Source organism: Kitasatospora sp. NPDC057738 (assembly GCF_042798815.1).
Classification (GTDB): domain Bacteria; phylum Actinomycetota; class Actinomycetes; order Streptomycetales; family Streptomycetaceae; genus Kitasatospora; species Kitasatospora lactacystinica.
The window spans coordinates 57138-80163 of sequence record NZ_JBHVJT010000019.1 but is presented as its reverse complement, the minus strand read 5'-3'; the positions used below and the strand labels follow the sequence as shown (position 1 = coordinate 80163).

The 23026-nt window shown below is 75.2% G+C and carries 21 protein-coding genes; 16 read left to right on the top strand and 5 right to left on the bottom strand.

From position 1 onward, the window contains the following. Positions 1-67: 67 nt before the first annotated feature. On the bottom strand, positions 68-535 hold the full coding sequence (locus ACFVGO_RS13280) for a MarR family winged helix-turn-helix transcriptional regulator (RefSeq protein WP_380359069.1): 468 nt from the start codon (positions 533-535) through the stop codon (positions 68-70). Between the two features lie 355 nt (positions 536-890). Between ACFVGO_RS13280 and ACFVGO_RS13275 the strand changes: the two genes are divergently transcribed. From ACFVGO_RS13275 to ACFVGO_RS13265, 3 genes are all read left to right on the top strand, one after another. After that, positions 891-1481 carry a lytic polysaccharide monooxygenase gene (locus ACFVGO_RS13275; RefSeq protein ID WP_359915504.1) on the top strand — a complete coding sequence of 197 codons (591 nt, stop codon included), beginning with the start codon at positions 891-893 and terminating at the stop codon, positions 1479-1481. Between the two features lie 287 nt (positions 1482-1768). After that, positions 1769-2866 (top strand): chemotaxis protein, encoded by a 1098-nt coding sequence (locus ACFVGO_RS13270; protein ID WP_359915506.1) that lies wholly within the window; start codon positions 1769-1771, stop codon positions 2864-2866. Between the two features lie 414 nt (positions 2867-3280). After that, positions 3281-5218, top strand: a complete 1938-nt coding sequence (locus tag ACFVGO_RS13265) for a glycerophosphodiester phosphodiesterase family protein (RefSeq protein ID WP_380631794.1) — start codon at positions 3281-3283, stop codon at positions 5216-5218. Positions 5219-5336: 118 nt separating this feature from the next. Here the strand turns inward: ACFVGO_RS13265 and ACFVGO_RS13260 are convergent, their stop codons facing one another. Then, entirely contained in the window at positions 5337-7667 is a 2331-nt protein-coding gene (locus tag ACFVGO_RS13260) for an LPXTG cell wall anchor domain-containing protein (protein WP_380631792.1), read from the bottom strand. Between the two features lie 273 nt (positions 7668-7940). Here ACFVGO_RS13260 and ACFVGO_RS13255 point away from each other — a divergent pair, with 273 nt between their 5' ends. After that, positions 7941-8111 (top strand): hypothetical protein, encoded by a 171-nt coding sequence (locus ACFVGO_RS13255; protein ID WP_359915435.1) that lies wholly within the window; start codon positions 7941-7943, stop codon positions 8109-8111. Positions 8112-8196: 85 nt separating this feature from the next. Here the strand turns inward: ACFVGO_RS13255 and ACFVGO_RS13250 are convergent, their stop codons facing one another. Together ACFVGO_RS13250 and ACFVGO_RS13245 are read right to left on the bottom strand one after the other, a co-directional pair. Further along, positions 8197-11118, bottom strand: coding sequence for an ATP-binding protein (locus ACFVGO_RS13250; RefSeq protein WP_380631790.1), 2922 nt, complete (start codon positions 11116-11118; stop codon positions 8197-8199). A gap of 198 nt (positions 11119-11316) precedes the next feature. After that, positions 11317-11718, bottom strand: coding sequence for a recombinase family protein (locus ACFVGO_RS13245; protein WP_359915431.1), 402 nt, complete (start codon positions 11716-11718; stop codon positions 11317-11319). Positions 11719-12000: 282 nt separating this feature from the next. Between ACFVGO_RS13245 and ACFVGO_RS13240 the strand changes: the two genes are divergently transcribed. After that, positions 12001-13164, top strand: a complete 1164-nt coding sequence (locus ACFVGO_RS13240) for an alpha/beta fold hydrolase (protein WP_380631788.1) — start codon at positions 12001-12003, stop codon at positions 13162-13164. 120 nt (positions 13165-13284) lie between these two features. Here the strand turns inward: ACFVGO_RS13240 and ACFVGO_RS13235 are convergent, their stop codons facing one another. Next, a complete protein-coding gene (locus ACFVGO_RS13235) occupies positions 13285-13908 on the bottom strand; it encodes an RICIN domain-containing protein (protein ID WP_380356192.1) in 624 nt (207 codons plus the stop codon). A 116-nt stretch (positions 13909-14024) separates the two neighbouring features. Between ACFVGO_RS13235 and ACFVGO_RS13230 the strand changes: the two genes are divergently transcribed. The 11 genes from ACFVGO_RS13230 (at position 14025) to ACFVGO_RS13180 (ending at position 22906) form a co-directional block, all read left to right on the top strand. Beyond that, positions 14025-14468, top strand: a complete 444-nt coding sequence (locus ACFVGO_RS13230) for a hypothetical protein (protein WP_380631785.1) — start codon at positions 14025-14027, stop codon at positions 14466-14468. Positions 14469-14618: 150 nt separating this feature from the next. Further along, the gene (locus tag ACFVGO_RS13225; RefSeq protein WP_380631783.1) at positions 14619-15017 is read left to right on the top strand and encodes an ArsR/SmtB family transcription factor; all 399 of its coding nucleotides are present in this window, start codon (positions 14619-14621) and stop codon (positions 15015-15017) included. A gap of 139 nt (positions 15018-15156) precedes the next feature. Beyond that, on the top strand, positions 15157-16737 hold the full coding sequence (locus tag ACFVGO_RS13220) for a serine hydrolase domain-containing protein (RefSeq protein ID WP_359906177.1): 1581 nt from the start codon (positions 15157-15159) through the stop codon (positions 16735-16737). A 94-nt stretch (positions 16738-16831) separates the two neighbouring features. After that, positions 16832-17053, top strand: coding sequence for a hypothetical protein (locus ACFVGO_RS13215; protein ID WP_380356195.1), 222 nt, complete (start codon positions 16832-16834; stop codon positions 17051-17053). Further along, on the top strand, positions 17050-18648 hold the full coding sequence (locus tag ACFVGO_RS13210; protein ID WP_380631780.1) for a PucR family transcriptional regulator: 1599 nt from the start codon (positions 17050-17052) through the stop codon (positions 18646-18648). The genes ACFVGO_RS13215 and ACFVGO_RS13210 overlap by 4 nt, the downstream gene beginning before the upstream one ends. Next, the gene (locus tag ACFVGO_RS13205; RefSeq protein WP_380631778.1) at positions 18645-19511 is read left to right on the top strand and encodes a GNAT family N-acetyltransferase; all 867 of its coding nucleotides are present in this window, start codon (positions 18645-18647) and stop codon (positions 19509-19511) included. The genes ACFVGO_RS13210 and ACFVGO_RS13205 overlap by 4 nt, the downstream gene beginning before the upstream one ends. Then, positions 19508-20617 (top strand): o-succinylbenzoate synthase, encoded by a 1110-nt coding sequence (gene menC, locus ACFVGO_RS13200; protein ID WP_359906189.1) that lies wholly within the window; start codon positions 19508-19510, stop codon positions 20615-20617. Before ACFVGO_RS13205 ends, menC begins: the two co-directional genes overlap by 4 nt. A 63-nt stretch (positions 20618-20680) precedes the next feature. Next, positions 20681-20812 (top strand): ArsR/SmtB family transcription factor, encoded by a 132-nt coding sequence (locus tag ACFVGO_RS13195; RefSeq protein ID WP_380631833.1) that lies wholly within the window; start codon positions 20681-20683, stop codon positions 20810-20812. A 140-nt stretch (positions 20813-20952) separates the two neighbouring features. Continuing rightward, positions 20953-21138 carry a hypothetical protein gene (locus ACFVGO_RS13190; RefSeq protein WP_380631775.1) on the top strand — a complete coding sequence of 62 codons (186 nt, stop codon included), beginning with the start codon at positions 20953-20955 and terminating at the stop codon, positions 21136-21138. Next, positions 21126-21779: a GAP family protein gene (locus ACFVGO_RS13185; protein ID WP_359906195.1), complete on the top strand. Its 654-nt coding sequence runs from the start codon at positions 21126-21128 to the stop codon at positions 21777-21779. Before ACFVGO_RS13190 ends, ACFVGO_RS13185 begins: the two co-directional genes overlap by 13 nt. Positions 21780-22045: 266 nt before the next feature. Then, complete coding sequence (locus tag ACFVGO_RS13180) at positions 22046-22906, top strand: YhjD/YihY/BrkB family envelope integrity protein (RefSeq protein WP_380631773.1); 861 nt, start codon at positions 22046-22048, stop codon at positions 22904-22906. Positions 22907-23026: the final 120 nt, after the last annotated feature.

Sequence of the window (23026 nt, the reverse complement as noted above, 5' to 3'; positions counted from 1 at the left end):
GCCCCCCGTGCTTCCCCCCCCCCCCCCCCGGGCCCGGGGGGAGCGGCGGGTGCGGGGCCGGCCGGGGTCAGCGGGCGGGCGAGGCGGCGTCCACGGCCTCGACCGCGCGGACCAGCGAGGTCAGCTCGGGGTTGCGGGCGGCCTCGTCGAGCGCCTCGCGCAGGGCGGCGTCGTTGGTCGGCCGGGCCCGCTCCAGGAGCTTCAGCCCGTCCTCGCTCACGTTGGTGTAGATGCCGCGGCGGTCGGTCGGGCACAGGTAGCGCGCCAGCAGGCCGCGGTCCTCCAGTCGGGTGACCAGGCGGGTGGTGGCGCTCTGGCTGAGCACGACCGCGTCGGCGACCTGCTTCATCTGCAGGTGCCCGCCCTCGTCGTCGTGCTGGCGGCTGAGCACGTCGAGCAGCGAGTACTCGCGCACGCTCAGGTCGTGCTCGGCCTGCAGGGCGCGTTCGATGTGGGACTCGATCCGGCCGTGCAGGAGGGACAGGGCGTTCCAGCCGCTGGCGAGGGCGGTGAGCGCGGGGTCCGTGGCGGTCATGGGGCCTGGCCTCCTTGCAGATGTGGCTGGGTCCAGGATAAGCCATGAACTGAAATATCGGCTAGGGCTTGTATAGCGCTTGTGCAAATAATCTTCCAAGGGTGGGCCCCGGGTGGGTCCAGGTGGGTCCGAGTGGGGTGCCGGGTGCGAGACGTCGGGCGGCGCCCAGTGTTCGCAAGGCTTTGGCGTAAATGGTTCAGACCATTGACGCGAGGGGAAGGCAGCTCCTACGGTGTCGGGCAACCGGTCTGGCGCGGGCATGCCATGTCTCGGGCAGGCCGCCGTGCGCACCCCCACGCGCACGCGCACGCCCCGCGCCGGGCGCACACTCCATCCACCCCCACGGAGGAGCACCATGCGCAAGCGCCATCTGATCGCCGCCGCCGCGGCCGCGATCGCCCTGCCGATCGCGGCGGCCCTGCCGGCCCAGTCGCACGGCTTCATCAACCTGCCGCCGAGCCGTTCCGCGCTCTGCGGCGCCAACGCCGTCCCGTGGGACTGCGGCGACATCCAGTGGGAGCCGCAGAGCGTCGAGGGCCCCAAGGGCTTCCCGGGCCGCGGCCCGGCGGACGGCACCATCTGCGCCGGCGGGGACGCCCGCTGGGCCCCGCTGGACAACCCCCGCGGCGGCGCCTGGCCGACCACCAGGGTGACGGCGGGCCAGCAGCTCACCTTCACCTGGGAGATCGAGGCCCGGCACTCCACCACGAACTTCAAGTACTACCTGACCAAGCCCGGCTACAGCGCGAGCCAGCCGATCACCCGGTCCGCCCTGGACCTGACCCCGTTCCTGACCGTCCCCTACAACGGCCGCCAGCCCGCCGCCACCACCACCCACACCGGGACCCTGCCCACCGGCCGCACCGGCCACCAGGTGATCGTCGCCGTCTGGGAGATCGCCGACACCGGCAACGCCTTCTACTCCTGCACCGACGTCCAGTTCTGACCGCCCCCGGGCCGTCCCGACGGCCCTGACCGGTCGCGTCGCACCGGGCCCGACCGGGCCCCACCGCTCCCGACCGCGTCCCGCCGACGCCGCCGCCCGACTCCGGACGGCGCCGGCGGGCCGCCCGACCGCACCGAAGCCCCCGCCCGACCGCACCGCCAGACCCCCGCCCGGGCCGTGCTCGCGCGCCGCAGAAGCCGCAAATAGGTACATTGACGACATTTGGCAGCAGTGCCAGGCTTCGCGCGTCCACGAAAGAAGGCCGACCGCCTTCGGAAAGGGTCTCCATGCGCCCCGACCTCAGCCCCGCCGTCCTCGCCGAGCTGCGCCGGCCGCGGCCCTATCCGGTGGTGTCGATCCTGATGCCCACGCACCGCCGGGAGCCGGACAACACCCAGGACCCGGTCCGGCTGCGCAACCTGCTGGCCGAGGCGAAGGAGCGCGTCCAGGCGGACCCGGAGGTCTCCCGCGCCGACCGGATCGACGTGCTGGAACAGCTCGACCGGGCCCACACGGAGGTCGACCTGGTGCACGCCGAGGACGGCCTGGCGATCTTCGCCGCCCCCGGCGAGCACCAGGTCTGGTCACTCGGGCGCACCGCCCCCGCCCGGGTGGTCCTGTCCGACACCTTCCTCACCCGCAACCTGGTCGCCGCGCACGCCGCCGAGCGCCCGTTCTGGGTGCTCGCGGTCGCCGCCGACAAGGTGGTGCTCTGGGGCGGCACCGAGGAGCGGGTCGCCGAGGAGAAGGGCCGCGGCTTCCCGCTGGTGCGCGTCTTCGACAACCCCGACCCCGAACGCCAGGAGCAGATCGGCGACACGCCCAGCACCTTCCGCGACGAGGCGACCAAGACCTTCCTGCGCCAGGCCGACACCGAGGTCGGCAAGCTGCTGGCCGCCGCCCCCCGCCCGCTGTACGTGGTCGGGGAGGCCGCCGCGCTCGCCCTGCTGGACGCCGTCGGCCCGATCGCCAAGGAGTCCACCGCGCAGCTCCCGCACGGCGGCCTGGCCCAGGCCGACGCCGAGACCGTCCGCAAGGTGGTCGAACCCGCCGTGCGCGCCCACGCCGACCAGGAGGTCGCCGAGCACCTCGCCCAGCTCGACAAGGCCCGCGGCGCCCAGCAGTTCGCGGCCGGCCTGGACGAGGTCTGGCGGACCGTCGGCGAGGGCCGGGTCGCCCGCCTGGTGGTCGAGGAGAACTACCGCGCCACCGTGCGCGACGAGGGCGAGCACCTCGTGCCCGCCGAGGCCGACCAGCCCGGCGCCCGCGAGGACATCGTCGACGAGGTGATCGAGCGCACCCTGGACACCGGCGGCCAGGTCGGCTTCGTCCCCGACGGCACCCTCGCCGACAGCGACCGGATCGCCGCCGTCCTGCGCTACTGACCCGCCCTCGACCGCGGCCGCGGCCGCCCGTCCGGTAGGCCCGGGGGGGGGGCGCGGGGCACCGGAGGGAACCACTCCCCTCTCCCAAGGAGAACGTCCGGACGGCCCACCCCCCCCCCACGTCCCCCCCCCGTCCCCATCCCCCCACCCCCCTTCCCGGACCACCCCCCACGCCCCCCCGGCGCATCGGAGGCAGCCGCTCCCGTCGCACAGGGCGACCGTCCGGCCGGCCCGCCCCCACCGCGCGTCCCCCCGCCGCACCCGTCCCCCGACCCGCCCACCGCGCCCGTACGGAAACGAACCGGCCGAACGGGGCAAGGAACGCGCCACCTTCGCGAACCGCACGCGCAATGGTCACGAACGGTTTTCGGACTCGTGACATCCGGTTCGGCAACCGCCCCTAGCCTGCCGCGCATGACACAGAGTCACCGCCCCCGCGCGGGCCGCCGCACCGGCCTGCTCGCCGCCGCCGTCGCCGCCTCGCTCGGCCTCACCGCCGTCGCCCTGAACGCCCCCAGCGCCGTCTCCGCCGAAGCCGCCCCCGCCGCGGCCGGCGCCGCCCCGGCCCCCGGCGAGGTCGTCGTCGACGAGACCTTCACCGCCCCCGCCCTGCCCGCCGGCTGGGCCGCCGTCGAGGGCGACTGGAAGGTCGAGGGCGGCCGCCTGGTCGGCACCTCCGCCAACTCCGGCCAGCAGAGCCGGATCACCTTCGGCCGCCACCTGGACGACTTCCGCATCGAGGCCACCGCCCGCTTCGAGACCGTCCAGGACGGCGCCCGCTGGACCGCCCTGGGCCTCGACGTCCCCGCCTCCGGCGCCACCCCCTGGTCCATCGCCACCATGCGCACCGGCACCACCGCCGCCAACGGCCTCGAATTCGCCCGGCGCACCCCCGCCAACGCCTGGAACGTCACCGACACCGCCGCGGCCCCCACCGCCGCCGGCACCGGCCGCGACGTGCGCATCGCCGTCGAGGTCCACGGCACCACCGCCCGCTGGATCTTCGACGGCAAGGAGGTCATGCGCACCACCCAGGTCGCCCGCAGCGCCGACGGCGGCCAGGCCCTGGTCGTCAACGGCGCCAAGGTCTCCTTCGACGACCTCAAGGTCACCGCCCTCGCCCCCGCCGGCCGGCTGCGCCCGGCCGGCGCCCCGCTGACCGTCTTCGCCCACCGCGGCGCCTCCTCCGCCGCCCCCGAGAACACCCTGGTCTCCGACGAGATCGCCCGCCGCGGCGGCGCCGAGTGGATCGAGAACGACGTCCAGCCCAGCAAGGACGGCGTCCCCTACGTCCTGCACGACGACACCGTCGACCGCACCACCGACGGCAAGGGCCGCATCCGCGACCTGACCGCCGCCCAGCTCGACACCCTGGACGCCGGCTCCTGGTTCGGCCCCGTCTACGCCGGCGCCCGCGTCCCCACCCTGGCCGCCCAGCTGGAGGACCTGCGCACCCGCGGCGGCAACCTGCTGCTGGAGATCAAGGGCAAGCACAGCCGCGACGAGGTCGCCCGGATCGTCCAGGAGGTGCGCGACCAGAGGATGACCGGCCGGGTCTTCGTCCAGAGCTTCGAGGTCGACGCCCTGCGGTACACCCGCGAACTGGCCCCCGAACTGCCCCTGGGCCTGCTGCGCGGCGACCTCGACGCCGACCCGGTGGCCGTCGCCAAGGACCTCGGCCTGTCCGCCTACAACCCCTCCGACGGCGGCCTCGCCGCCCGCCCGGCCGTGGTGAAGGACCTGCACGCCGCCGGCGTCGCGGTCAACGTCTGGACGGTCGACTCGGCCACCCGCTGGAAGGCCCTGGAGGCCGCCGGCGTCGACGGCGTCATCACCAACCGCCCGGCGGAGCTGGCCGGTTGGAACAGCGCCTGGCTCCAGGGCGGCAACCCCGTCCGCCCCGTCGCGCCCACCGTGGCGATCACCTCCCCGACCGCCGGCACCACCCTGGACCGCGCCCAGCAGCCGGTCACCGCCGTCCAGGCCACCGGCGCCGACACCGTCCGCCTCACCCTGGACGGCAAGGAGCTGGCGCCCGGCACCGCCCTGGACACCGCCGCCCTCCCGCTCGGCAGGCACACCCTGCGCGCCGAGGCCACCGGCCCCGGCGGCCGCGCCGAGACCACCACCGAGTTCACCCTCGCCGCCACCCCCACCGGCCTGGCCGCCCTGGTGCTCACCTCCGGCGCCGACCGCAACGCCGTCGCCACCCTGACCGTGATGCTCGGCCAGGGCCAGTACCGGCCGCTCGCCCAGTGGGCCGACGACCAGGCCGGGCGCACCGTCCCCGCCGACCGCGCCCGCCTGATCGCCGCCGACGCCCGCGCCCTGGACACCGCCCCGCGCGGCTGACACCCCGTCGGGGGCGTTCCCGGGGGCGGCCCCTGCCGGCCGGAGCCCGTCCCGGCAGCGCGAGGCCGCGCCCACGCGAGGCGTGGGCGCGGCCGGGGGAGTGCGGTCGTGACGGGGCTCAGCGGGTGCGGCGGGCGCGGCGGATGCGGATCAGCAGGAGCGCGCCCGCGGTGACGGCGCCGAGCGCGGTGAGGCCGACGACGGGCAGCAGCCGGGCCGCGTTGCTACCGGTCTCGGGCAGCTGGCCGCCGTGGCCGTGGTCGGGCGGGGGGACGTGGGTCGGGCTGTGGCCCGGGCTGTGGGTCGGGTGCGGCGAGTGGCTCGGGCTGTGGCTCGGGCTGGGGCTCGGCGACGGCGTCGGGCTCGGGCTGGGGCTGGGTACGGTGACCGGGACCTCGGTGCGGCAGCGCGCGTCCGTCGAGCCCTGCGAGCAGTTGTTGGCGTAGGTGCCGGAGGAGACGGCGTTGCGCAGGACCGCGTCGGCGGCCAGCGGGGAGCGCACGGTGACGGAGTAGGTGATGGTCACGGTGGCCCCGACGGGCAGGTCCCCGCTCCAGGTCAGCGCGGTGCCCGCGAACTGGACCTGACCGCGGTCCGCGGTGGCGTCGTTGTTGTACGCGGCGGAGTTCAGCACGCCCGACAGGTCGTCGGTGAGGGTCACCCCGGGGGCGTCGGTCCGGCTGGTGTTGGCGGCCTGGATCCGGTAGCGGACGGTGTCGCCGGGCTTGGCGGTGGTCGGGTCGGCCGTCTTGACGATGGTGTAGCCGGGCACGGCGGCGACGGTGTTGCGCACGGTGTTGCTGGTGCGCTCCTGGGCCCGCTGGGTCTGGCTGCCCCGGAAGTGGAGCGTGGCCGTGTCGTCGAGGTGGGTGCCGACGGCGGTGGAGGCGTCGACGGTGACCTGGAAGGCGACGTTGGCCTCGGCGCCCGGGGGCAGGTCGGGGACCCTGCAGGTGACGGTCTGTCCACTGGCCTGGCAGGCCGGGTTGGAGGCGGGGACGAAGGTGGTGCCGACCGGGATCGTGTCGGTCACGGTGACGCCGGTCGCGGTGTCGAGGTCGGTGCTGGTGCCGTCCTGGCGCCGGTTGGCCACCGCGAAGGTGTAGGTGATGGTCTCGCCGGGGCCGACCAGCCCGGGCGGGTTGTCGTCGGGGCTGCCGGGCGGGGTGTTGGCCTTGGTGATCCGCAGGTCGGGTTCGAGGGCGTCCAGGGCCAGCCAGGCCGCCTGCGGTTCCAGGGCGTCGCCGGCGCCGCTGATGCGGACCAGCGCCTGCTCGCTGCCGGCCGGGATCTTGCCGGTCACGTCGATGATCCGGGCGTCGTAGCCGTAGTTGTTGACCGGGTCGGGGTCGCGGGTGGTGATGTTGGTGCCGGTGCCGTCCGTCGCGACGTGGTCGATCCGGCTGGTGAACGCGTTGTCCGTGCCGATCCCGGTGGGGCCGGGCATCGGCAGCAGGGTCAGGTCGGTGGGCGTGGAGCCGACGGCCAGGGAGTCCCCGGCGATCGGCGCGTCACCGTCGCCCACGGTGATCCCCATGACGGCCCGCGGGGCCTGGGTGGCGGGGGTGCGGATGCCGCCGAGGGTGAGGGTCGTCGAGTTGTTGGGGTCGCGCAGCAGCTGGTAGCCGTCCCAGACCTGGAGGTAGCGCAGCGGCTCCGCCGTGTCCTCGTACGCGACCACCAGCGACCAGCCGCCCCAGCAGCCCACGTTGTTGCCGCCGAAGTTCTGCGCGGAGGAACGGCCGCTGCACGCCTGGATGTCGGCGACGGTGTAGCTGCCCGCACCGGCCGCCCTGACCTCCGCCGTCACGTCCTTGACCGCCCCGGCGGCCAGCAGCGGCTCCGGCGGGTTCCCGCCCACCATCTGGTCGAACCAGTCGTAGGTGTCCGCGCTCACCTGCTGGTACCCGCTCGCGCCCGGGACCTTCCAGGAGACCCGGTTGCCCAGGTTGATGTCCCCGGACGTGCCGTTGGTGCTCGTCCCGGTCGGGTTGAACTGCCAGTACAGGCGCGCCGACAGGACGTTCGCCCCGGCCGGCAGCAGCAGCTGCGCCGAGGAGGCGTTGGGGCCCGGCGCGTTCGGGTCGACCTTGACGAACTTGGTCCGGCCGTTGTTCGACCCCTCGGTGTCCGAGCAGACCGTGCCGTCACTGTCGTCGCAGGTCAGCACCGAGTTGGAGGCCATCGTGAGGTTGCCGTGCGCCAGCAGGTCGACCACCGGGTCCGGGCCGATCGGGCGCTGCGTCCCGGCCCCGCGCGGCTTCGGCCGCGCCGCCCTGCCCTCCGCCTTCGCCGCGGGTCGCTCCGCCGCGTTCGCCGCCGGCCGGGCCCGCACGGCCTGCGGCGGCCCCGCCGAGGCCGCCGGGGCCGGAACGCTCAGGGCGGCGGCGCCCGCACCGAGCACCACCGCCAGCAACGCGGACAGGACGTGCGGCGGGCGCGGACGCACTCGTCGGACAGGTGACACGGGAACCTCGCTGTCGGGAGGTGACACGAACAGCAGAACCACGTACCTGCGCGGACGGGCGTCGACGCCTGCCGGACGGTTCTTTCACCCGCCTGGGGCAACACCGCTTGACGGTCCGTCCGAGGCGCGCGAGCGGCCGGTACCCAGGATTCGGTACGGGGGATTGGGTAGCGCTACGCATTGTTCCCGCCCCCGCCCAGCCGGTTTCCTGGAGCCCGCCCCACACCGACGACCCTCACCCCCGGAGGTCGCCCCATGACCCGCCGCGAACGTCTCCGGCTCTACGCCGACACCCACTTCACCGCCCCCGACCCCGGGCTGGTCCTGCCCGCCCGCCGCAGCAGCGGCCTGCGCCGGCCCGGCCTGGCCCGGCTGGCCCGGCTCTCCCGGCTCGTCGAACGCGCCGGGCACCACCGGCACGGCTGACCCCGGAGCCGGGCACCACCGGCACGGCCGACCCCGGACCGGGTCCCGCCCCTTGAGGGAGCGGGCGGGACCCCCTTTCCCTCCCTCAGCCGGTGCCCTCCGGGGCCCCGTCCGCGGCGGCCAGCGCCTCACCCAGCCCCGCCCGGCCCACCCCGAGCTTGCGCAGCGCACTCGCCACGTGGTGCTCGACCGTACGGGTCGACAGGAACAGCGCCCGGGCGATGTCCTGGTTCGCCGCGCCCTGGGCGGCCAGCGCCGCGACCTGGCGCTCGCGCGGGGACAGCCGCTCGCCGTAGCCGCGCCGCCCCGGCGAGGCCGCCCGGCCCAGGCCCAGCTCCCGCCGCAGCCGCTGGCAGCGGGCCGCGTCCGAGGCCGCGCCCAGCGCCAGATAGGCCCGCTCGGCGGCGGCGATCCGCTCCCCGGCCGCCGCCCGGTCGCCCCCCGCCGCCACGGTCGCCGCCCGCTCCTCGGCCCGCGCCTGCTCGTACGGGCGCCCGATCCGCTGCCACAGCCCGGCCGAACGCACGAACTCCGCACCCGCGCCCGCCGGATCCCCGCCGACGCCCGCCGGATCCGTACCGGCCAGCAGCAGACCGCCGGCGAAGGCCAGCGCCGCCCGGGCCGCCGGCGCGTCCCGCCCCTCCAGATGCGCCCGCGCCTGCTCGACCAGCTCCGCCGCACCCGCCGCGTCGCCCGCCGCCAGCAGCACCTCGACCGCCACCGGCAGCAACTCGGCGGCCCGCGGCCAGGCCCCGGCCCGGCGCAGCGCGTCCAGCGCCGGCACCAGCGTGGCCGCCGCCCGCGCGACGTCCCCCTCCGCCAGCTGCAGCCCCGCCAGCCCCGCCGCCGCCCGCAGCGCCCCGGTCACCTGCGACTCCCGCTCCCCGTACGGGCCCGCCTCCGTGAAATGGGCGCGCGCCTCCGCGAGCCGGCCGCGCGCGGCCGCCAGCCGGCCCCGCAGCAGGGCCTGCTCGACCCCGGCCATCGCGAGGTCCGGGAACTCCGCGCCCAGCGCGGCCAGCCGCTCCTCCAGCCCGTCCCACTGCCCGGCCAGACCGTCCAGCCGCACCAGCGCGATCCGGCTGTAGCACTCCAGATAGGGGATCGCCGCCCGACGGGCCAGGCGCCGGCTCTCCTCCAACAGCCGTGCCGCCCGCCGGTCGTGGCCCAGCTCCACGGCGATCTCACCCGCGTTGTACAGCGCACGGGCGGTCTGCCGGACGATCTCCGGCCGCCGCGAGCTGCGCGGCAGCGCGTCCAGCTGCTCCCACACCGCGGGGTCGCCCTCGCGCGCCAGGAGCGTCAGCCGGGTGGCCCGCACCGCGGCGGCCACCTCCTCGTCCGGGTCCGCGGCCAGCGTCCGCTCGGCCCGCTCCAGCCACTGCCGGGCGCGCTCGCCGGCGCCGTCGCGCTCGTTCATGGCCAGCGCCACCATCGCCCGGGCCGCCCGGCCCGGACGCTGCTCCAGCTCGTCGAGGGACTCCTCCATCCGGTCGAAACCGGCCCGGTCCCCGCCGTGCACCGCCATCAGGAAGCCCAGCGACAGCCGGATCTCGCCGCGATCGGGCACCGGCAGCCGCGGATCGGCGATGATCGCGGTCAGTACCGCGGCACTGGCCACCGAATCCACACCGTCGGCGGCGATCCGCGCCAGCGCCAGCGCGGCCCGCCCGCGCCGCCGCGGATCGAGGTCGGGCTCGTCCAGCAGCCGGCGCAGCAGCGCGCCGGCACTGCCGCTGTCCCCGAGCGCCACCGCCTGGTCGGCGGCCGCCTCGGCCACCTCCTGCCAGGCCGCCCGGTCGCCGAGCGCCAGCGTGTGGTGGGCGATCTGCACCAGCGGCCTCGGCTCGCGCTCGCCCAGCGCCGCCACCGCCCGCCGGTGCAGCGCGCCGCGCCGCGGCCCCGGCAGCCGGCGGTAGGCCACCTGCTGCGCCAGGACGTGCCGGAACCCGTAGCGGGCCAGCGGCTTCTCGTTGAGCACCGCCGCCCGCAGCGCCTCGGTGAGGCCGTCCGCCGCGGCCTGCGGGTCGAGGCCGGCCACGGCGGCCAGCAGGTCCTCCCCGGCCGGCACGCCCAGCACCGCGGCGGCCGAGGCGATCGCGGAGGCCTCCGGGGACAGCGCCGCGAGCCGCTCGGTCACCGCGTCGCGCAGGCCGCGCGGCACCTCGGACTGCTCCAGGTCGGCGGCCAGGTCCGCGGCGTTGGTCAGCGCGCCGGCACCGCGCTGCTCGCACAGCGTGATCAGGTCCTCCTCGGCGACCAGCGGCAGGCCCTCGCTGCGGTCGAACAGTACCCGGGTGAGCGCCGCCGTCGCGCGCGGGCCCAGCGCCGCCCGGGCCAGCTCGTCGACCTCGGCCTCGGCGAGCGGGGCCAGCCGGATCAGCGCGCCGCCCACCCCGGCCGGGCGCCGGTAGGCCGCGCCCAGCGCGGGGGTGTCCGGCGCCAGGTCCTCGGCCCGGTAGGTGAGCACCAGGGCCAGCCCCGCCGGCACGTCCCGGGCCAGCAGCAGGAGCAGCTCGCGGGTGGCGTCGTCCACCCAGTGCAGGTCCTCCACGACCAGTACCGTCTCGCCGAGCGCGCCGAGCAGGGCGCGCACCGCCTGGACCAGCAGCCGCAGCCCCGGCGTCCCCTCGCCGGCGGCCGCGGGCAGCGGCGGCAGCCGGTCGGCGAGGTCGGGCAGCAGCGGGCGCAGCGCCCCGGCGCTGGCCGGGATGCGGTCGGCGGGCGGCAGGAACGGGCCGACGCCGCGCAGCGCGTCCACCACCGGGCCGAAGGCCAGCGGCTCGCGCAGCGGATGGCAGAAGCCGGTCAGCACCAGGCGGCCCGCCGCCGCGGCACCGGCCGCGGCCTCGGCCACCAGGCGGGACTTGCCCAGGCCGGCCTCGCCCTCGACCAGGACCACGGCGGGCGGGCGGAGCATCGCGTCGGTCAGGCGGTCCAGTTCGGGCCGGCGCCCCACGAACACGAAACCGGCGCCGGGCGATCCCGGCTCGACGGGCCGACTCACGGCCGTCCGGTCGGTTCGGGTGCGCGGCGCTCGCCGAGGAGGGGTGCGAAGGCCATGGGCACATCATGCCGTGACGGCTTGCGGCGGTACCCGCCGGGGCGCCCTCCCCGCGGTGCGTTCCGGTGGCGCGTTCCCGTGGTGTGTTCCCGAGGTGCGGGCGGTGTGTCCGTGCGCGTACGGGCGGTGCGGGCAGTGTGTTCAGGCGGTCCGGGCGCGGACCGGCGGGTGGTGCGGCGGGACGTCCGGGCCGGGCAGTTCGAGTACCGCGCAGCCCAGCGCCTCCAGTCGGCGCACGGTCGCCCGGGCGCTGCGGTCGTCGAGCGAGAAGACGAACGGCCCCGGCACCAGCACCACGTTCACCCAGCCCTGTTCGGCCCGCTCCAGCAGCCGCTCCAGGGCGGGGTGCGGGTCGCCGGAGCGCGCCCCGTCGTCCAGGAAGGCGGAGGGCACCGGCAGGCCGCGGTAGCGGGCCAGGCGCTCCAGCACCGCGCGCTGGTACTCCAGCCCCGCCGCGTCGGCGGGGTAACAGCGGAGGTACAGCGCGGGCCGGGCCGGGAGGCCGGGGTGCGGGGGGCCGGGGTGCGGGGGGCGGTCGGTCATGTCGTTCACCTGCCCGGTGGGTGAGGAGTGCGACGGGGGTGGGGCGCCCGTCCACTCCAGCAGGCCCCGGTGAACAGTGCGGGATCAATAGCGGTCGCCACCCAATCGTGCGACCGCCGAACAGGTCACCGCCCCGCCCCGCAGGCCCCGCGGGCCCCGGGCGGCGCCCGCGTTCCCAGCCGTCCCGGGGGCCCCGCGCGGCGCGCCGGGGCGCTCCAGCCCGTTGACGCGGCGTCAACGGGCTGGAATGAAGCGCACGTTCGCACCGAGGAGGAAATCGGCATGATCGACAGGCGCACCTTCACCAGGGCCGTCGGACTCGGCGCGGGCACCACCGCGCTGTCCCTGGCCGCCCCGCCCCTGCCCCTGCCCCAGGCCCAGGCCCGGGACCGGGCCCGGGACCGGGCCGCCGGGGGCGCACCGGCCGGAACCCCCGTACCGGCCGGGTCGGCCCCGGCCGCCGGTGCCCCCGCCCCTGCACCGGCCGCCGCCCCCGTCGGCGCCCCTGCCCCCGTCGGCGCCCCCGGCCCCGCCGCCCGGACCGGCTTCGCCCGCCTGGCCCAGATCCGGGCCGGCCTGCTCGACGTCGGCTACGCCGAGGACGGCCCGGCCGACGGCCCGGTCGTCGTCTGCCTGCACGGCTGGCCGTACGACATCCACAGCTACGTCGACGTCGCCCCGCTGCTCGCCGCCCGGGGCTACCGGGTCGTCGTGCCGTACCTGCGCGGCCACGGCACCACCCGCTTCCTGTCCGAGCGGACGATGCGCAACGCCCAGCAGGCCGCGGTCGCCCTGGACGTGCTCGCCCTGATGGACGCGCTGGGCATCCGGCGGGCCGTGCTGGCGGGCTTCGACTGGGGCTCGCGCACCGCCGACATCATCGCCGCGCTGTGGCCCGAGCGGGTCGAGGCGCTGGTCTCGGTCAGCGGCTACCTCGTCACCGACGTCGAGATGCAGAAGGAGCCGCTGGCGCCCGCCGCCGAGCACACCTGGTGGTACCAGTTCTACTTCGCCACCGAACGAGGACGGCGTGCCATGGAGGACCGGGACAAGCGCCGCGAGCTGTGCCGCCTGGTCTGGCAGCAGGTCTCGCCGACCTGGGCCTTCGACGACGCCGTCTTCGACCGCACCGCCGCCGCCTTCGACAACCCCGACTACGCGGCGATCGTCATCCACAACTACCGCTGGCGGCTGGGCCTGGCGGAGGGCGAGCACCGCTACGACCAGTTGGAGCGCCGCCTCGCCGCCCGTCCCCGGATCGCCGTGCCGACCGTGACCCTGGACGCGGGCCGCGACCCGTTCACCGCCCCCGGCGACGGCGCCGGCTACCGCGACTTCTTCACCGGCCCCTACCTCCACCGGAGCCTGCCCGAGGTCGGCCACAACGTCCCCCAGGAGGCACCCGAGGCCTTCGCCCGGGCGGTTGTCGACGCCGACCGGCTCTGAGCGCGGACGGGTCGGCGGACGCGCCGCGCGGGGGCGACGGGCGGGGAGGGTCTCGCGGCTCCGTGGGGGAGGAGCCGCGAGACGTCGGTCACCGGGCGCCGGCGGTCGGCCGTGCGGCCGTCACCCGGAAGTCGTCCACCGCTGCTCGGAGCCGCCGGTGCAGGGCCACTGGACGACCGGCGCACCCGGCGTCGTGCTCGAACCGCCGACCGCGGCGCACAGGCCGCTCGCCCGGTTCTTGATCTGCGCGAAGCCCGTGTCCGGGTTCGAGCCGAAGTACCAGGTCTGCTCCCACCCCTTGTCGCAGCCGTACTGGATCAGCTGGACGCCGGCGTTCGGCGAACTCGCCGGATCCGCCAGGCACTTGCCGCTGTTCTTGTTCACGATCTCGTAGCCGCCGCCGGAGTTCGGCATCGGGTAGAGGCCCCAGTACTGCTCGGCGCCGCCGTAACAGGACCACTGGATGATCCCGGCCCCGCCCGCCGTGCTCCCGGCCCCGACCGACAGGCAGTGCTGGCTGTTGTAGTTCCAGAGCTCCACGATCTCCCCGTCCCGGACCGAGGGGGACGCGGTACCGCCGCCCTGCCGCGCCGCGGTCGGCGCCGACGCGGAGGCCGACGCCGAGGCCGGTGTCACGTGCTGGGCGGCGGGCTCGGCGGTCCGGGCGGTCGCCGAACCCGCGGTGCCGATGGCGAGGGCTGCCGCCGCGGTCGCGACCGCGGCCAGCTTCCTGTGAATGATCACGGGTCCTGGATTCCTCTCAAGGCCGGTCTGTGCGGTGAATCCAGGAAACGCCAAGCCGATCGACCGGTCGAATGATTCGATTTCTTTCGAAAGGGCCGGCGAAAGGGGGAGCGTCTGTGATCCGGATTCGCCTGGGGGCCCGGGGGCTGGGAAACGTCAGGTTCGCGGTCTCGCCGGTGGGCTCCGCCAAGGACCTGCTCCGCCTCGTCGGGTTCAGCCCGGGCACGCTGACCCCGCCGTGGCGGACCAGGGCCGCGGGCGCGCTGTCCCGGCACCGGCTCGGGCTGCTGGCCGTGGTCGGCGGGGGCGGCCCCCTCGGGTACGCCCCCGACTTCCTCCGGCCGGAGCCGCCGGGCTTCCTGACCGACATCGACACGGCGCTGCACCAGATCGCGACGACCCCGCGGGAGCGCGTCCGCTACGAGTTGACCGAGGCCGTCAACGGCCACTCCTGGGACCCCGGCTCCAGCCACCCGCCGCCCAGGCAGCTCCTGCGGGCCCTCGACCGCGGGGAGGACCACTTCGCGCACCGCCTCGCCGACGAGATGGCGCGGTTCTGACACGAGGCGCTGGAGCCCTCGTGGCCCGCCGTCCGGGCCCGCCTGGAGGCCGACGTCGGCGCCCGGGCCTCCGAGATCGCCCGACGCGGGCTCGCCGAGACCCTCAACCGCCTGGCCCCCAACCTGGAATGGCGCGACGGCGAACTGGTCGTGCACCTGCGCACCGGCGGCATCCACCAGCTGACGCTGGACGCGGACGCGGTGATCCTCACGCCGAGCGTCTTCGTCGACTGGGCCCTCTTCTGCGCGGGGGAGCCGCCCGGTGCGCCGGCCCCGCGCACCCCGCTGATCGTCTATCCCGCGGGGCAGATCGACTGCCGGCCCGCGGCCCGGGACCATCCGCTGATCGGCGCGACACGGCTGAAGCTCCTGGCCGAGCTGAGCCAGCCGCGCTCCACGACGGAGCTCGCCCGGCGGCTGTACCTGAGCCCGGCCACCGTCTCCTACCACCTCCAGCTCCTGCACCGGGCCGGACTCGTGACCCGCACCCGACGGTCCCGGCAGGTCCTCTACCAAGGGCTCGGCACAGCGGCGCCCGGCCCCGGTTGAACGCCGCGTACGGTCGCGCCCCCCAACGCTCCTGACGCCAGGAGGCGTACGGGCATGTCCTTTCGGCCAACGTCGGGCGAGCGGACTTTGCCTGCCAGGACAAACCTTCCGGGCAGTCCTGACTGAGAGTCTGGGGCGCATGGCCATCTCAACAACACTGTCCGAGGTCGTGGACTCGGCGACACGCCCGGGTGACCCGGGACTGTCCGTCGGGATCTACACCGACGGGAAGCTGATCCACCAGGCGTCCGCGGGGCTGGCGAGCGTGGAGTTCGAGGCGCCGGTCGACACCCGCACACGGTTCGACATCGCCTCCATGAGCAAGCAGTTCACCGCCGCGGCGGCGTTGCTGCTGTGCCGGGACGGGCGACTGTCGCTGGACGACGACATCCGCACGCACCTGCCCGAGCTGAAGTTGGCGGTGCCGGTGACCGTCGGTCAGTGTCTGCGGCACACGGGAGGTCTGCGGGACTGGCTGGCCCTGGCGACGATCGCCGGCCGCCCGCTGACGAGGATCACCCAGGACCAGACGCTGGCCTTCGTGGCAGGGCTGACCGAGGTCGACTTCGAACCGGGGACCGCGTTCTCCTACTCCAACACGGGGTACGTCCTGGTCGCCTCGCTCGTGCGGCGGCTCACCGGTCGCACCCTGGGGGAGTTCACCACGGACCGGATGTTCGCACCGCTGGGCATGAACGAGACCGTGTTCCGCGAGGACAGCCGGGAGCCGTTGCCGCGATTCGCCTACGGGTACGACGTCACCCGCGGTGCCGTCCGGCGCGCCGACACCGAGGAGTCCGCGGTCGGCGACGGCGGCCTGGCCACCAGCGTCGCCGACCTGGCGCCGTGGTTCGGGTTCCTGCAGGACGGCCGGGTCCTGGGCGCCGACATCCGCGACGGGCTGTTGCGGCAGGTCGACTCCGGGGACGGGCAGGAGTGGCCGTACGCGCTGGGTCTCTACCGCACGACGATCGCGGGCCACCCGGCGTTCGGCCATGCCGGCGGTGTCCCCGGATACCGGTCCCAGCTGCTGTTCATGCCCGACGCCGACCTCGGCGTGGCGCTGCTGAGCAACAACTCCTCGATCGACTCCGCGAAACTGGCCACTCGGGTGCTCCGGCTGGCCGCCGGGCTGCCCGAGGACGATCCCGTCGCGCTGACGGCGGACCCGGTGGCCGCCGAGCCCGCCGCCCGGCTGACGGGGGACTGGCTGGATCCGCGATCCGGCCTCACCCTGCGGATCGACGCCGTGGGCAACGGCCGGATCCGCATCCACGACGCGCCGTCCGCCGGCGAGTTCGCCCCGGCCGTCGACGGCAGCTGGCAGGGCCTGGAGGACAGCGCCGGCTTCTGGCTGCGGGTGTCGTCCGGCACGATCAGGATCGGATCGGTGTACCGCCCCGGCCGCGCCACGGAGTACCGGCGCTGTCCCCCCGCGGCGGCCGGTGCCACACTGCCACCGGCCGTCTACCGCAGTCCGGAACTCGGTGTCCTGGCGACGGTCACCCGGGACGGCACGCTCGAACTCGGCCTGGAGTTCGTCGGGACGATCGAACCGGCACCGGACGGCGCGTTCCGCGCGGGCGGCCTGATCAGCCTGCGCCCCAGCGGCGACGACCTCCTGATCAGCACGCACGGTGTCCACCGGATGCGCTTCGTCCGACAGCCCGACGACACCGCCCCCCTGGGACTTCCCCCCGGCCTCAACCTCGTCCCCTGACCGCCCCGTCCGCTGCTCGCTCTCCGCCGACCGCCCCGAGGCGTCCCTCATCGGCGCCCCCTTCACCCGACCCATCCCCTGACGAGGACTCCCCATGACTCCGACTCCGCCGAGCCGCCGGAAGGCCGCCGGGCCGAGCAACCACTTCACCCCCCTGGCGGGCCGCACCACCCCGCGGCCGGCGGTGGCCGGTCCGCAGGGGCAGCTGCCGCCGACCGGAACGACGCAGGTGTTCCCGGCCGGTGAACGGGTGACCGCCGACGGCGGGTCCACCGGAGAGCGCCACGGCCCGATGCCGCGATCGGAGCGGCGATGACAGCCCCCGCCGGGATCACCCTCGGGGTCGTGCTCGACAGCCTGGGAACCGACCTCCTACGGCCGCTCGCACTGCCGCGAGGCCGGGCCGTCACCGTCGGGGCGCCCACGATCCATGACACCGACGCCCCCGGGACAGGGCTGACCGACGCGATCGTCCTGGTACCCGGCCGACTGACCGCCGACGTCCTGGAGTGGGCAGCCGAGCACCACGCCAAGGCGGTGGTCGTGCGAGCCGGCACCACGGACACGGCAGCGCTGACACAGGCGGCCGAACGGACCGGAGTGGCACTCCTGGAGCGCAGCGCCGAGATCTCCTGGGGGCAGCTCTACACCCTGATCGACGCGCTGCGCGCGATCACGAGCCCGGTGTTCGAGCCGAACAGGCACCGGTCCACCGACCTGTTCGCCCTCGCCAACGACATCGCCGTGCGCGCCGGCGGCGCGGTGGCGATCGAGGACCTGTCCATGCGCGTGCTGGCCTACTCCACGGTCCCGGGCCAACTGGTCGACGACCCGCGTCGTGACGGCATCCTCGGCCGCCGGGTGCCGGACCACCCGACCCACGCCGAGGAGTACGCCGCCGTCCTGCGCTCCGACACCGCGGTCTGGAGCTACGAGCCGAAGGAGTACCGGCCACGCCTCGCCATCGCCATCCGGGACGGTGGCGAGGCGCTGGGCACCATCTGGGTGCTCCAGGGCGACGAGCCCCTGACGGAGGAGGCGGCGGACGTCCTCGCCGAGGGCGCGCGGCTGGCCGCGCCCCACCTGGCCCGGGTCAGCCTCGCGGCGGACGCCGAACGCCGGCAACGAGCCGAGCGCCTGGGCTGGCTGCTCCGCGGCCTGGGAGCGACCCGGGAACTCGCCGATTCGTTCGGGATACGCTTCGACGCCCCGGCGACCGTGCTGGTGATCGGCCGCATCGGCGACCCGGCCGGTCACGCGCGAGGCGTCTCGCCGGACTCCGCCGCCGAATACGTCGGCGACCTGCTGCGGATGGGACTCTCCGCCTACCGGCTGGGAGCCGCCGCCGGAGCGCTGGACGGTCAGGCCGTGGCGGTGGTCGACACGGCGTCCGACGCGCCCGTGATCCAGCTGATCATCGCGACGGTGCTGGCCCGGGCGAGCGACACCCTGGGCGGCGGCTGGCGGGCGGGGATCAGCCGCACCCTCCCCGGCCCCGCCGACGTCCCGACAGGGCTGAGCCAGGCCGGGCAGGCGCTCGACGTGGTGTGCGGACCGTTCGGCAGGACGGAGATCGGACGGCACGACGAACTGGCCGCCCCGATATTCCTGCGGGACGTCCACGAGGCGCTCCGGTACCGTCCCGCCCTGCACGGGGAGCCCCTGTCGACGGTGCTCGACCACGACGCCCGGCACGGAACGGAGTACGAGAAGACACTGCGCTGCTGGATCGCCGGGCACTACGACGTGCCACGGGTCGCCGAGGCCATGACGCTGCACCCCAACACGTTGCGGCACCGGTTGCGCCGGCTCGCCGAGCTGATCGACATCGACGACCCGGACCTGCGGCTGGCACTGGCGCTGCAACTGCGGCTACGGCTGCCGGACATCGGCACGAAGGAGGCCAGGTGAACTCGGGCCCGGACGCCAACGGCCCGGGGCGGCCCGCCGGGCAGACTCGTCGCACGGTCGATTCCCCTTCCGCCGGCGCGGAACGGGCGGACGTCCGAATCCGGTCGCTCCGGACCGTCCCCGAACTCCAGCAGGCCGACGCGGTGCTGCGCACCGTGTGGAACACCCCGGACACCGCCGAGCCACCGCTGGCCCTGGACGTGATGTGCGCGCTCGCCCACACCGGCGGCTACGTCGCGGCGGCGTACCTCGGGACGGCGATGGTCGGCGCGACCGCCGGATTCCGCACCGTCGGCGACAGCCTGCACTCGCACGTGGCCGGCGTGCTGCCGGGAATGCACGGGCGCGGGATCGGCGCGGCGATGAAGTCGCACCAGCGGGAGTGGGCCGCCCGGGCGGGCCTGTCGTCGATCTCGTGGACGTACGACCCGCTGATCCGCCGCAACGCCCACTTCAACCTGCGGCGGCTCGGGGCGGTCGCGGAGGCGTACCTGCCCGACTTCTACGGGCCGTTGGCCGACGGCATCAACGACGGCGACGAATCCGACCGGCTGTTCGTCAGCTGGCCGGTGCACGGGACGCCGCACGCACCGGCACCGCTGCCGGACCTGGCCGCGGCGGAACCCGTACTCGAAGCGGACGGCAACGGCGAGCCCGTACCGCGCGCCGCGACCGGCGGCGTACTGCGCTGTGTCACCCCCGTGGACGCGGAGTCCCTGCGGCGAACGGATCCGGCCGCCGCCCGGCGCTGGCGGTCCGCGATGCGCCAGGCGCTCGGCGGCGCCCTGGAGAACGGCTACCGGATCGACGGGTTCGACCGGTCCGGCTGGTACGTCCTGCGACGGAAGGAAACATCGGAATGAAGCTGCAGCAGGTGGAGTTGCGCGAGGTGGCCCTGCCCCTGGTCGCGCCGTTCCGCACCGCACTGGGAACCCAGGAACACCGGAACTCGCTGCTGGTCAAGGTCACCACGGCCGACGGAGCCGTCGGCTGGGGCGAGTGCGTGGCCGACGACGATCCGACGTACAGCGCCGAGTACCTGGCCGGGGCCCGGCAAGTGGTGCGTGAGTTCCTGCTGCCCCGGTTGTCCCGGGCCCCCGGGCTGACCGCGGCACTGGTCCCCGAGCTGCTCCGGCCGGTCAGAGGCAATCCGATGGCCAGGACGGCCGTCGAGATGGCGGTACTGGACGCCGAACTGCGGACCGCCGGCATCAGCCTCGCCCAGTACTTCGGGGCGACGCGCACCGAGCTCGCGGTCGGCGTGTCCGTCGGCATCACGGACACCGTCGACGAGCTGATCAGCGCCGTCGACGGCTACCTCCGCGCGGGCTACGCCCGGATCAAGCTGAAGATCGAACCGGGCTGGGACATCGAGCCGCTGCGAGCGGTCCGGGAGACCTTCGGCCCGGACATCGCCCTGCAGGTGGACGCCAACACCGCCTACGGTCCGGCGGACCAGCCCCACCTGCGCAGGCTCGACGCCTACGGGCTGACACTGATCGAGCAGCCGTTCGCCCCCGACGACCTGCTCTCGCACACCCGGCTGGCGGCCCGCATGGACACCCCGATCTGCCTGGACGAGTCGATCACCTCCGCCCGGGACGCGGCCACCGCCATCCGGCAGGAGGCGTGCTCGATCGTGAACATCAAGCCCGGCCGGGTCGGCGGGTACCTGGAAGCCCGCCGGATCCACGACCTGTGCCTGGCGAACGGCGTACCGGTGTGGTGCGGCGGCATGCTGGAGACCGGGCTGGGGCGGGCGGCCAACCTGGCGCTGGCCGCGCTCCCGGGCTTCACCCTGCCCGGCGACATCTCGGCCTCGGCCCGCTACTACACCCGCGACATCACCGACCCCTTCGTCCTCCACGACGGCCGTCTGACCGTCCCCACCGGCCCGGGGATCGGCATCGTCCCCGACCCCGACGCCCTGCAAGCCGCCACCACCTCCACGGAACTCCTCACCGTCTGACCAGTCGCAGGGCCTCGGGCACCGCCGTGCGGGCCCGGGTCCGTCGGAGCCCGGGCCTGCGAGATCGCCCGACGGCTGTACCTGAGCCCGGCCACGGTCTCCTACCACCTGCAGATCCTCCACCGGGCCGGGCTCGTGACCCGCACCCGACGGTCCCGACACGTTCTCTACCAGCGGCGCGGGGGAGCGGAGTAGAGGGGGGCACAAAGGAAGCGGGCCCTGGTCCACCACGTCCGTCGCGAGCAGCGCGGTGCCCGGGTCGCCCCGCCCCGCTGCCCGCCCGGATCGAACGCAGCCTGCCGCTCATCGCCGCCGCCTGCGGGTACCTTGGCATCATGCTCGGCGTCGGCGACTTTCCCGACCCCTCCCCGCGGGGAGGCTTCCCGCGCATCCTCACCGAGGGAGGCGTGCTGCTGCTCGGCGGCGTCGACCTCGCCCTGCTCCAGCGGGCCGAGGGGACGGTCGGCCGCATGACCGAACACCCCACCAACCACGGAAGGGGTATCCGGTGGGCACCGTGATGGGCGAGGTGACACCGCTCGCGCTGGGAATCGCGCTGTCTCCGTTTCCGGTCGTTCCCGCGATCCTGTTGCTGTTCACGCCGCGGCCCAGACCCACCGCCGCGGCCTTCCTGACCGGCTGGACGGCCGGAATCCTCGCGGCGGCGTCCGCGCTCGCCGCGCTCGCCGCCGTCGTCGAGGCCCGCGAGGAGACCCCCACCTGGGCCTCGTGGACCAAAGTGGGCCTCGGCGCGGTCCTCCTGCTCCTCGCCGCCCGGCAGTGGCGCTCCCGAGGGGACAAGGCGACCCCGGCCTGGATGAGGGCCCTGACGGACGCCACCCCGGCCAAGGCCCTGCGGCTGGGGCTGCTGCTGTCGGCGGCCAACCCGAAGGTCGTCCTGCTCTCGGGGGCGGCGGGACTGACGATCGGCTCCGCCGAACTGGAAGCGGCCCCCACCGTCGCCGCCCTGGCAGCGTTCACCGCGATCGCCGCCCTCACCGTCGCGCTCCCCCTGCTGCTCCACATCGCCGCGGGGGAACGTGTCCTGGCCCCGTTGGGCAGAGTGCGGACGTGGCTGGAGACCCACAACAGCACCGTCACCGCACTGGTCCTGGCCGTGATCGGCGCACTCCTGATCGCCGAGGGCGCCACCGCGCTGTGACCGGACCACCGCCCCGCACGGGCGGACGGCGGCACTCGCCCGGCGGGTTGCCGCGCCCGGCCGGGCCCCGCCGCGCGAGGATCACTCCGGCGACGATCCGCCGTACCGACCCGAAGGGCCGTACGGACTCGCGCGCCGAGCTGCCCCGGCGTCCCTCGCCGAGGCCGCACCACCGCCGCACCCCGGAGGGCCAAACGACACGGATCAACCGCGAGACCGTTCTCAGGACGGCGACCTTCTGGCTCCGCCCGGCGTTCGCGCTGCGCGTGGTCAGCCGCTTCCAGCGACTCGTGGGCTTCGACCGCTCCATGGCCCTGGCCTCCGCCGCGCTCACCGCCCTGGTGCCACTGGCCATCGTGTGCGGAGCCCTCGTCGTCCGCCTCGGCGGCAAGGACGTCGCCCAGCGCGTCATCGACCGCTACGGCCTCACCGGGGGCGGCGCCGAAGCCGTGCGCGACATGCTCTCCGCGTCCAACGACTGGGGCGCCACGGGGCTCTTCGGGATCGCCTTCCTCCTCGTCTCGGTGCTGAGCTTCGCGCGGGCCGCCCAGCGCCTGTTCGAACAGGACTGGGAGCTGGAACCGCTGAGCGTCCGCAACACCGTGAACGGCCTCAAATGGATCGCGCTGCTGGCCGGGTACGCCGCGCTGAGCAGCTGGGTCCACGCCACCCTCGACCGCGGGCCGCTGGGACTGGTGGCGGACGTCGTGGAGGCACCGCTGACAGCGGCCTTCCTCATCTGGGGCGGCCGGCTGCTGTCCGCAGGCCGGATCCCCCGGCTCGACCTCGTGCCGTTCGCGTGCATCGCGGCGGTCCTGCTGTCCGGCTACTCCCTGGCCATGGGCGTCTACCTGCCGCGCCTCGTCAACGCCTCCACGGACCGCTACGGCGCGATCGGGGCGGTCTTCGCCATGCTCTCCGCCCTGTTCGGGGCCATGCTCGCCACCGTGGCCTCGGCGGCGCTCGGCCGGGAGGTGCGGGACGAACTCGACCGGATCAGGCGCGGCGAGCGCCCGCCGGACGACGAGATCCGCCAGCAGTGGGACACGGTGCTGCGGCTGGCGCGGTCGCGTTGGCAGACCACGCGCGGCCACGGCCTCCTGGGGCGACTGCCCCGGAGGCATTGAGCGCCCGGCGCCCCCCCCCCCCGGTGGGGGAGGGGGGCTTTTGGGTTTGGGCTGTCCAGAGCCCCCTTTCCCCCTTTCCCCCTCAAGAGAGGGGGTGTAAATTTCACCCTCCCCCACAAT

Coding starts and splice junctions, on each gene's coding strand:
- menC (WP_359906189.1), top strand. CDS start 19,508: ATGAAGCTGCAGCAGGTGGAGTTGCGCGAGGTGGCCCTGCCCCTGGTC.
- ACFVGO_RS13265 (WP_380631794.1), top strand. CDS start 3,281: ATGACACAGAGTCACCGCCCCCGCGCGGGCCGCCGCACCGGCCTGCTC.
- ACFVGO_RS13210 (WP_380631780.1), top strand. CDS start 17,050: ATGACAGCCCCCGCCGGGATCACCCTCGGGGTCGTGCTCGACAGCCTG.
- ACFVGO_RS13215 (WP_380356195.1), top strand. CDS start 16,832: ATGACTCCGACTCCGCCGAGCCGCCGGAAGGCCGCCGGGCCGAGCAAC.
- ACFVGO_RS13220 (WP_359906177.1), top strand. CDS start 15,157: ATGGCCATCTCAACAACACTGTCCGAGGTCGTGGACTCGGCGACACGC.
- ACFVGO_RS13240 (WP_380631788.1), top strand. CDS start 12,001: ATGATCGACAGGCGCACCTTCACCAGGGCCGTCGGACTCGGCGCGGGC.
- ACFVGO_RS13190 (WP_380631775.1), top strand. CDS start 20,953: ATGCTCGGCGTCGGCGACTTTCCCGACCCCTCCCCGCGGGGAGGCTTC.
- ACFVGO_RS13245 (WP_359915431.1), bottom strand. CDS start 11,718: ATGACCGACCGCCCCCCGCACCCCGGCCCCCCGCACCCCGGCCTCCCG.
- ACFVGO_RS13270 (WP_359915506.1), top strand. CDS start 1,769: ATGCGCCCCGACCTCAGCCCCGCCGTCCTCGCCGAGCTGCGCCGGCCG.
- ACFVGO_RS13280 (WP_380359069.1), bottom strand. CDS start 535: ATGACCGCCACGGACCCCGCGCTCACCGCCCTCGCCAGCGGCTGGAAC.
- ACFVGO_RS13255 (WP_359915435.1), top strand. CDS start 7,941: ATGACCCGCCGCGAACGTCTCCGGCTCTACGCCGACACCCACTTCACC.
- ACFVGO_RS13275 (WP_359915504.1), top strand. CDS start 891: ATGCGCAAGCGCCATCTGATCGCCGCCGCCGCGGCCGCGATCGCCCTG.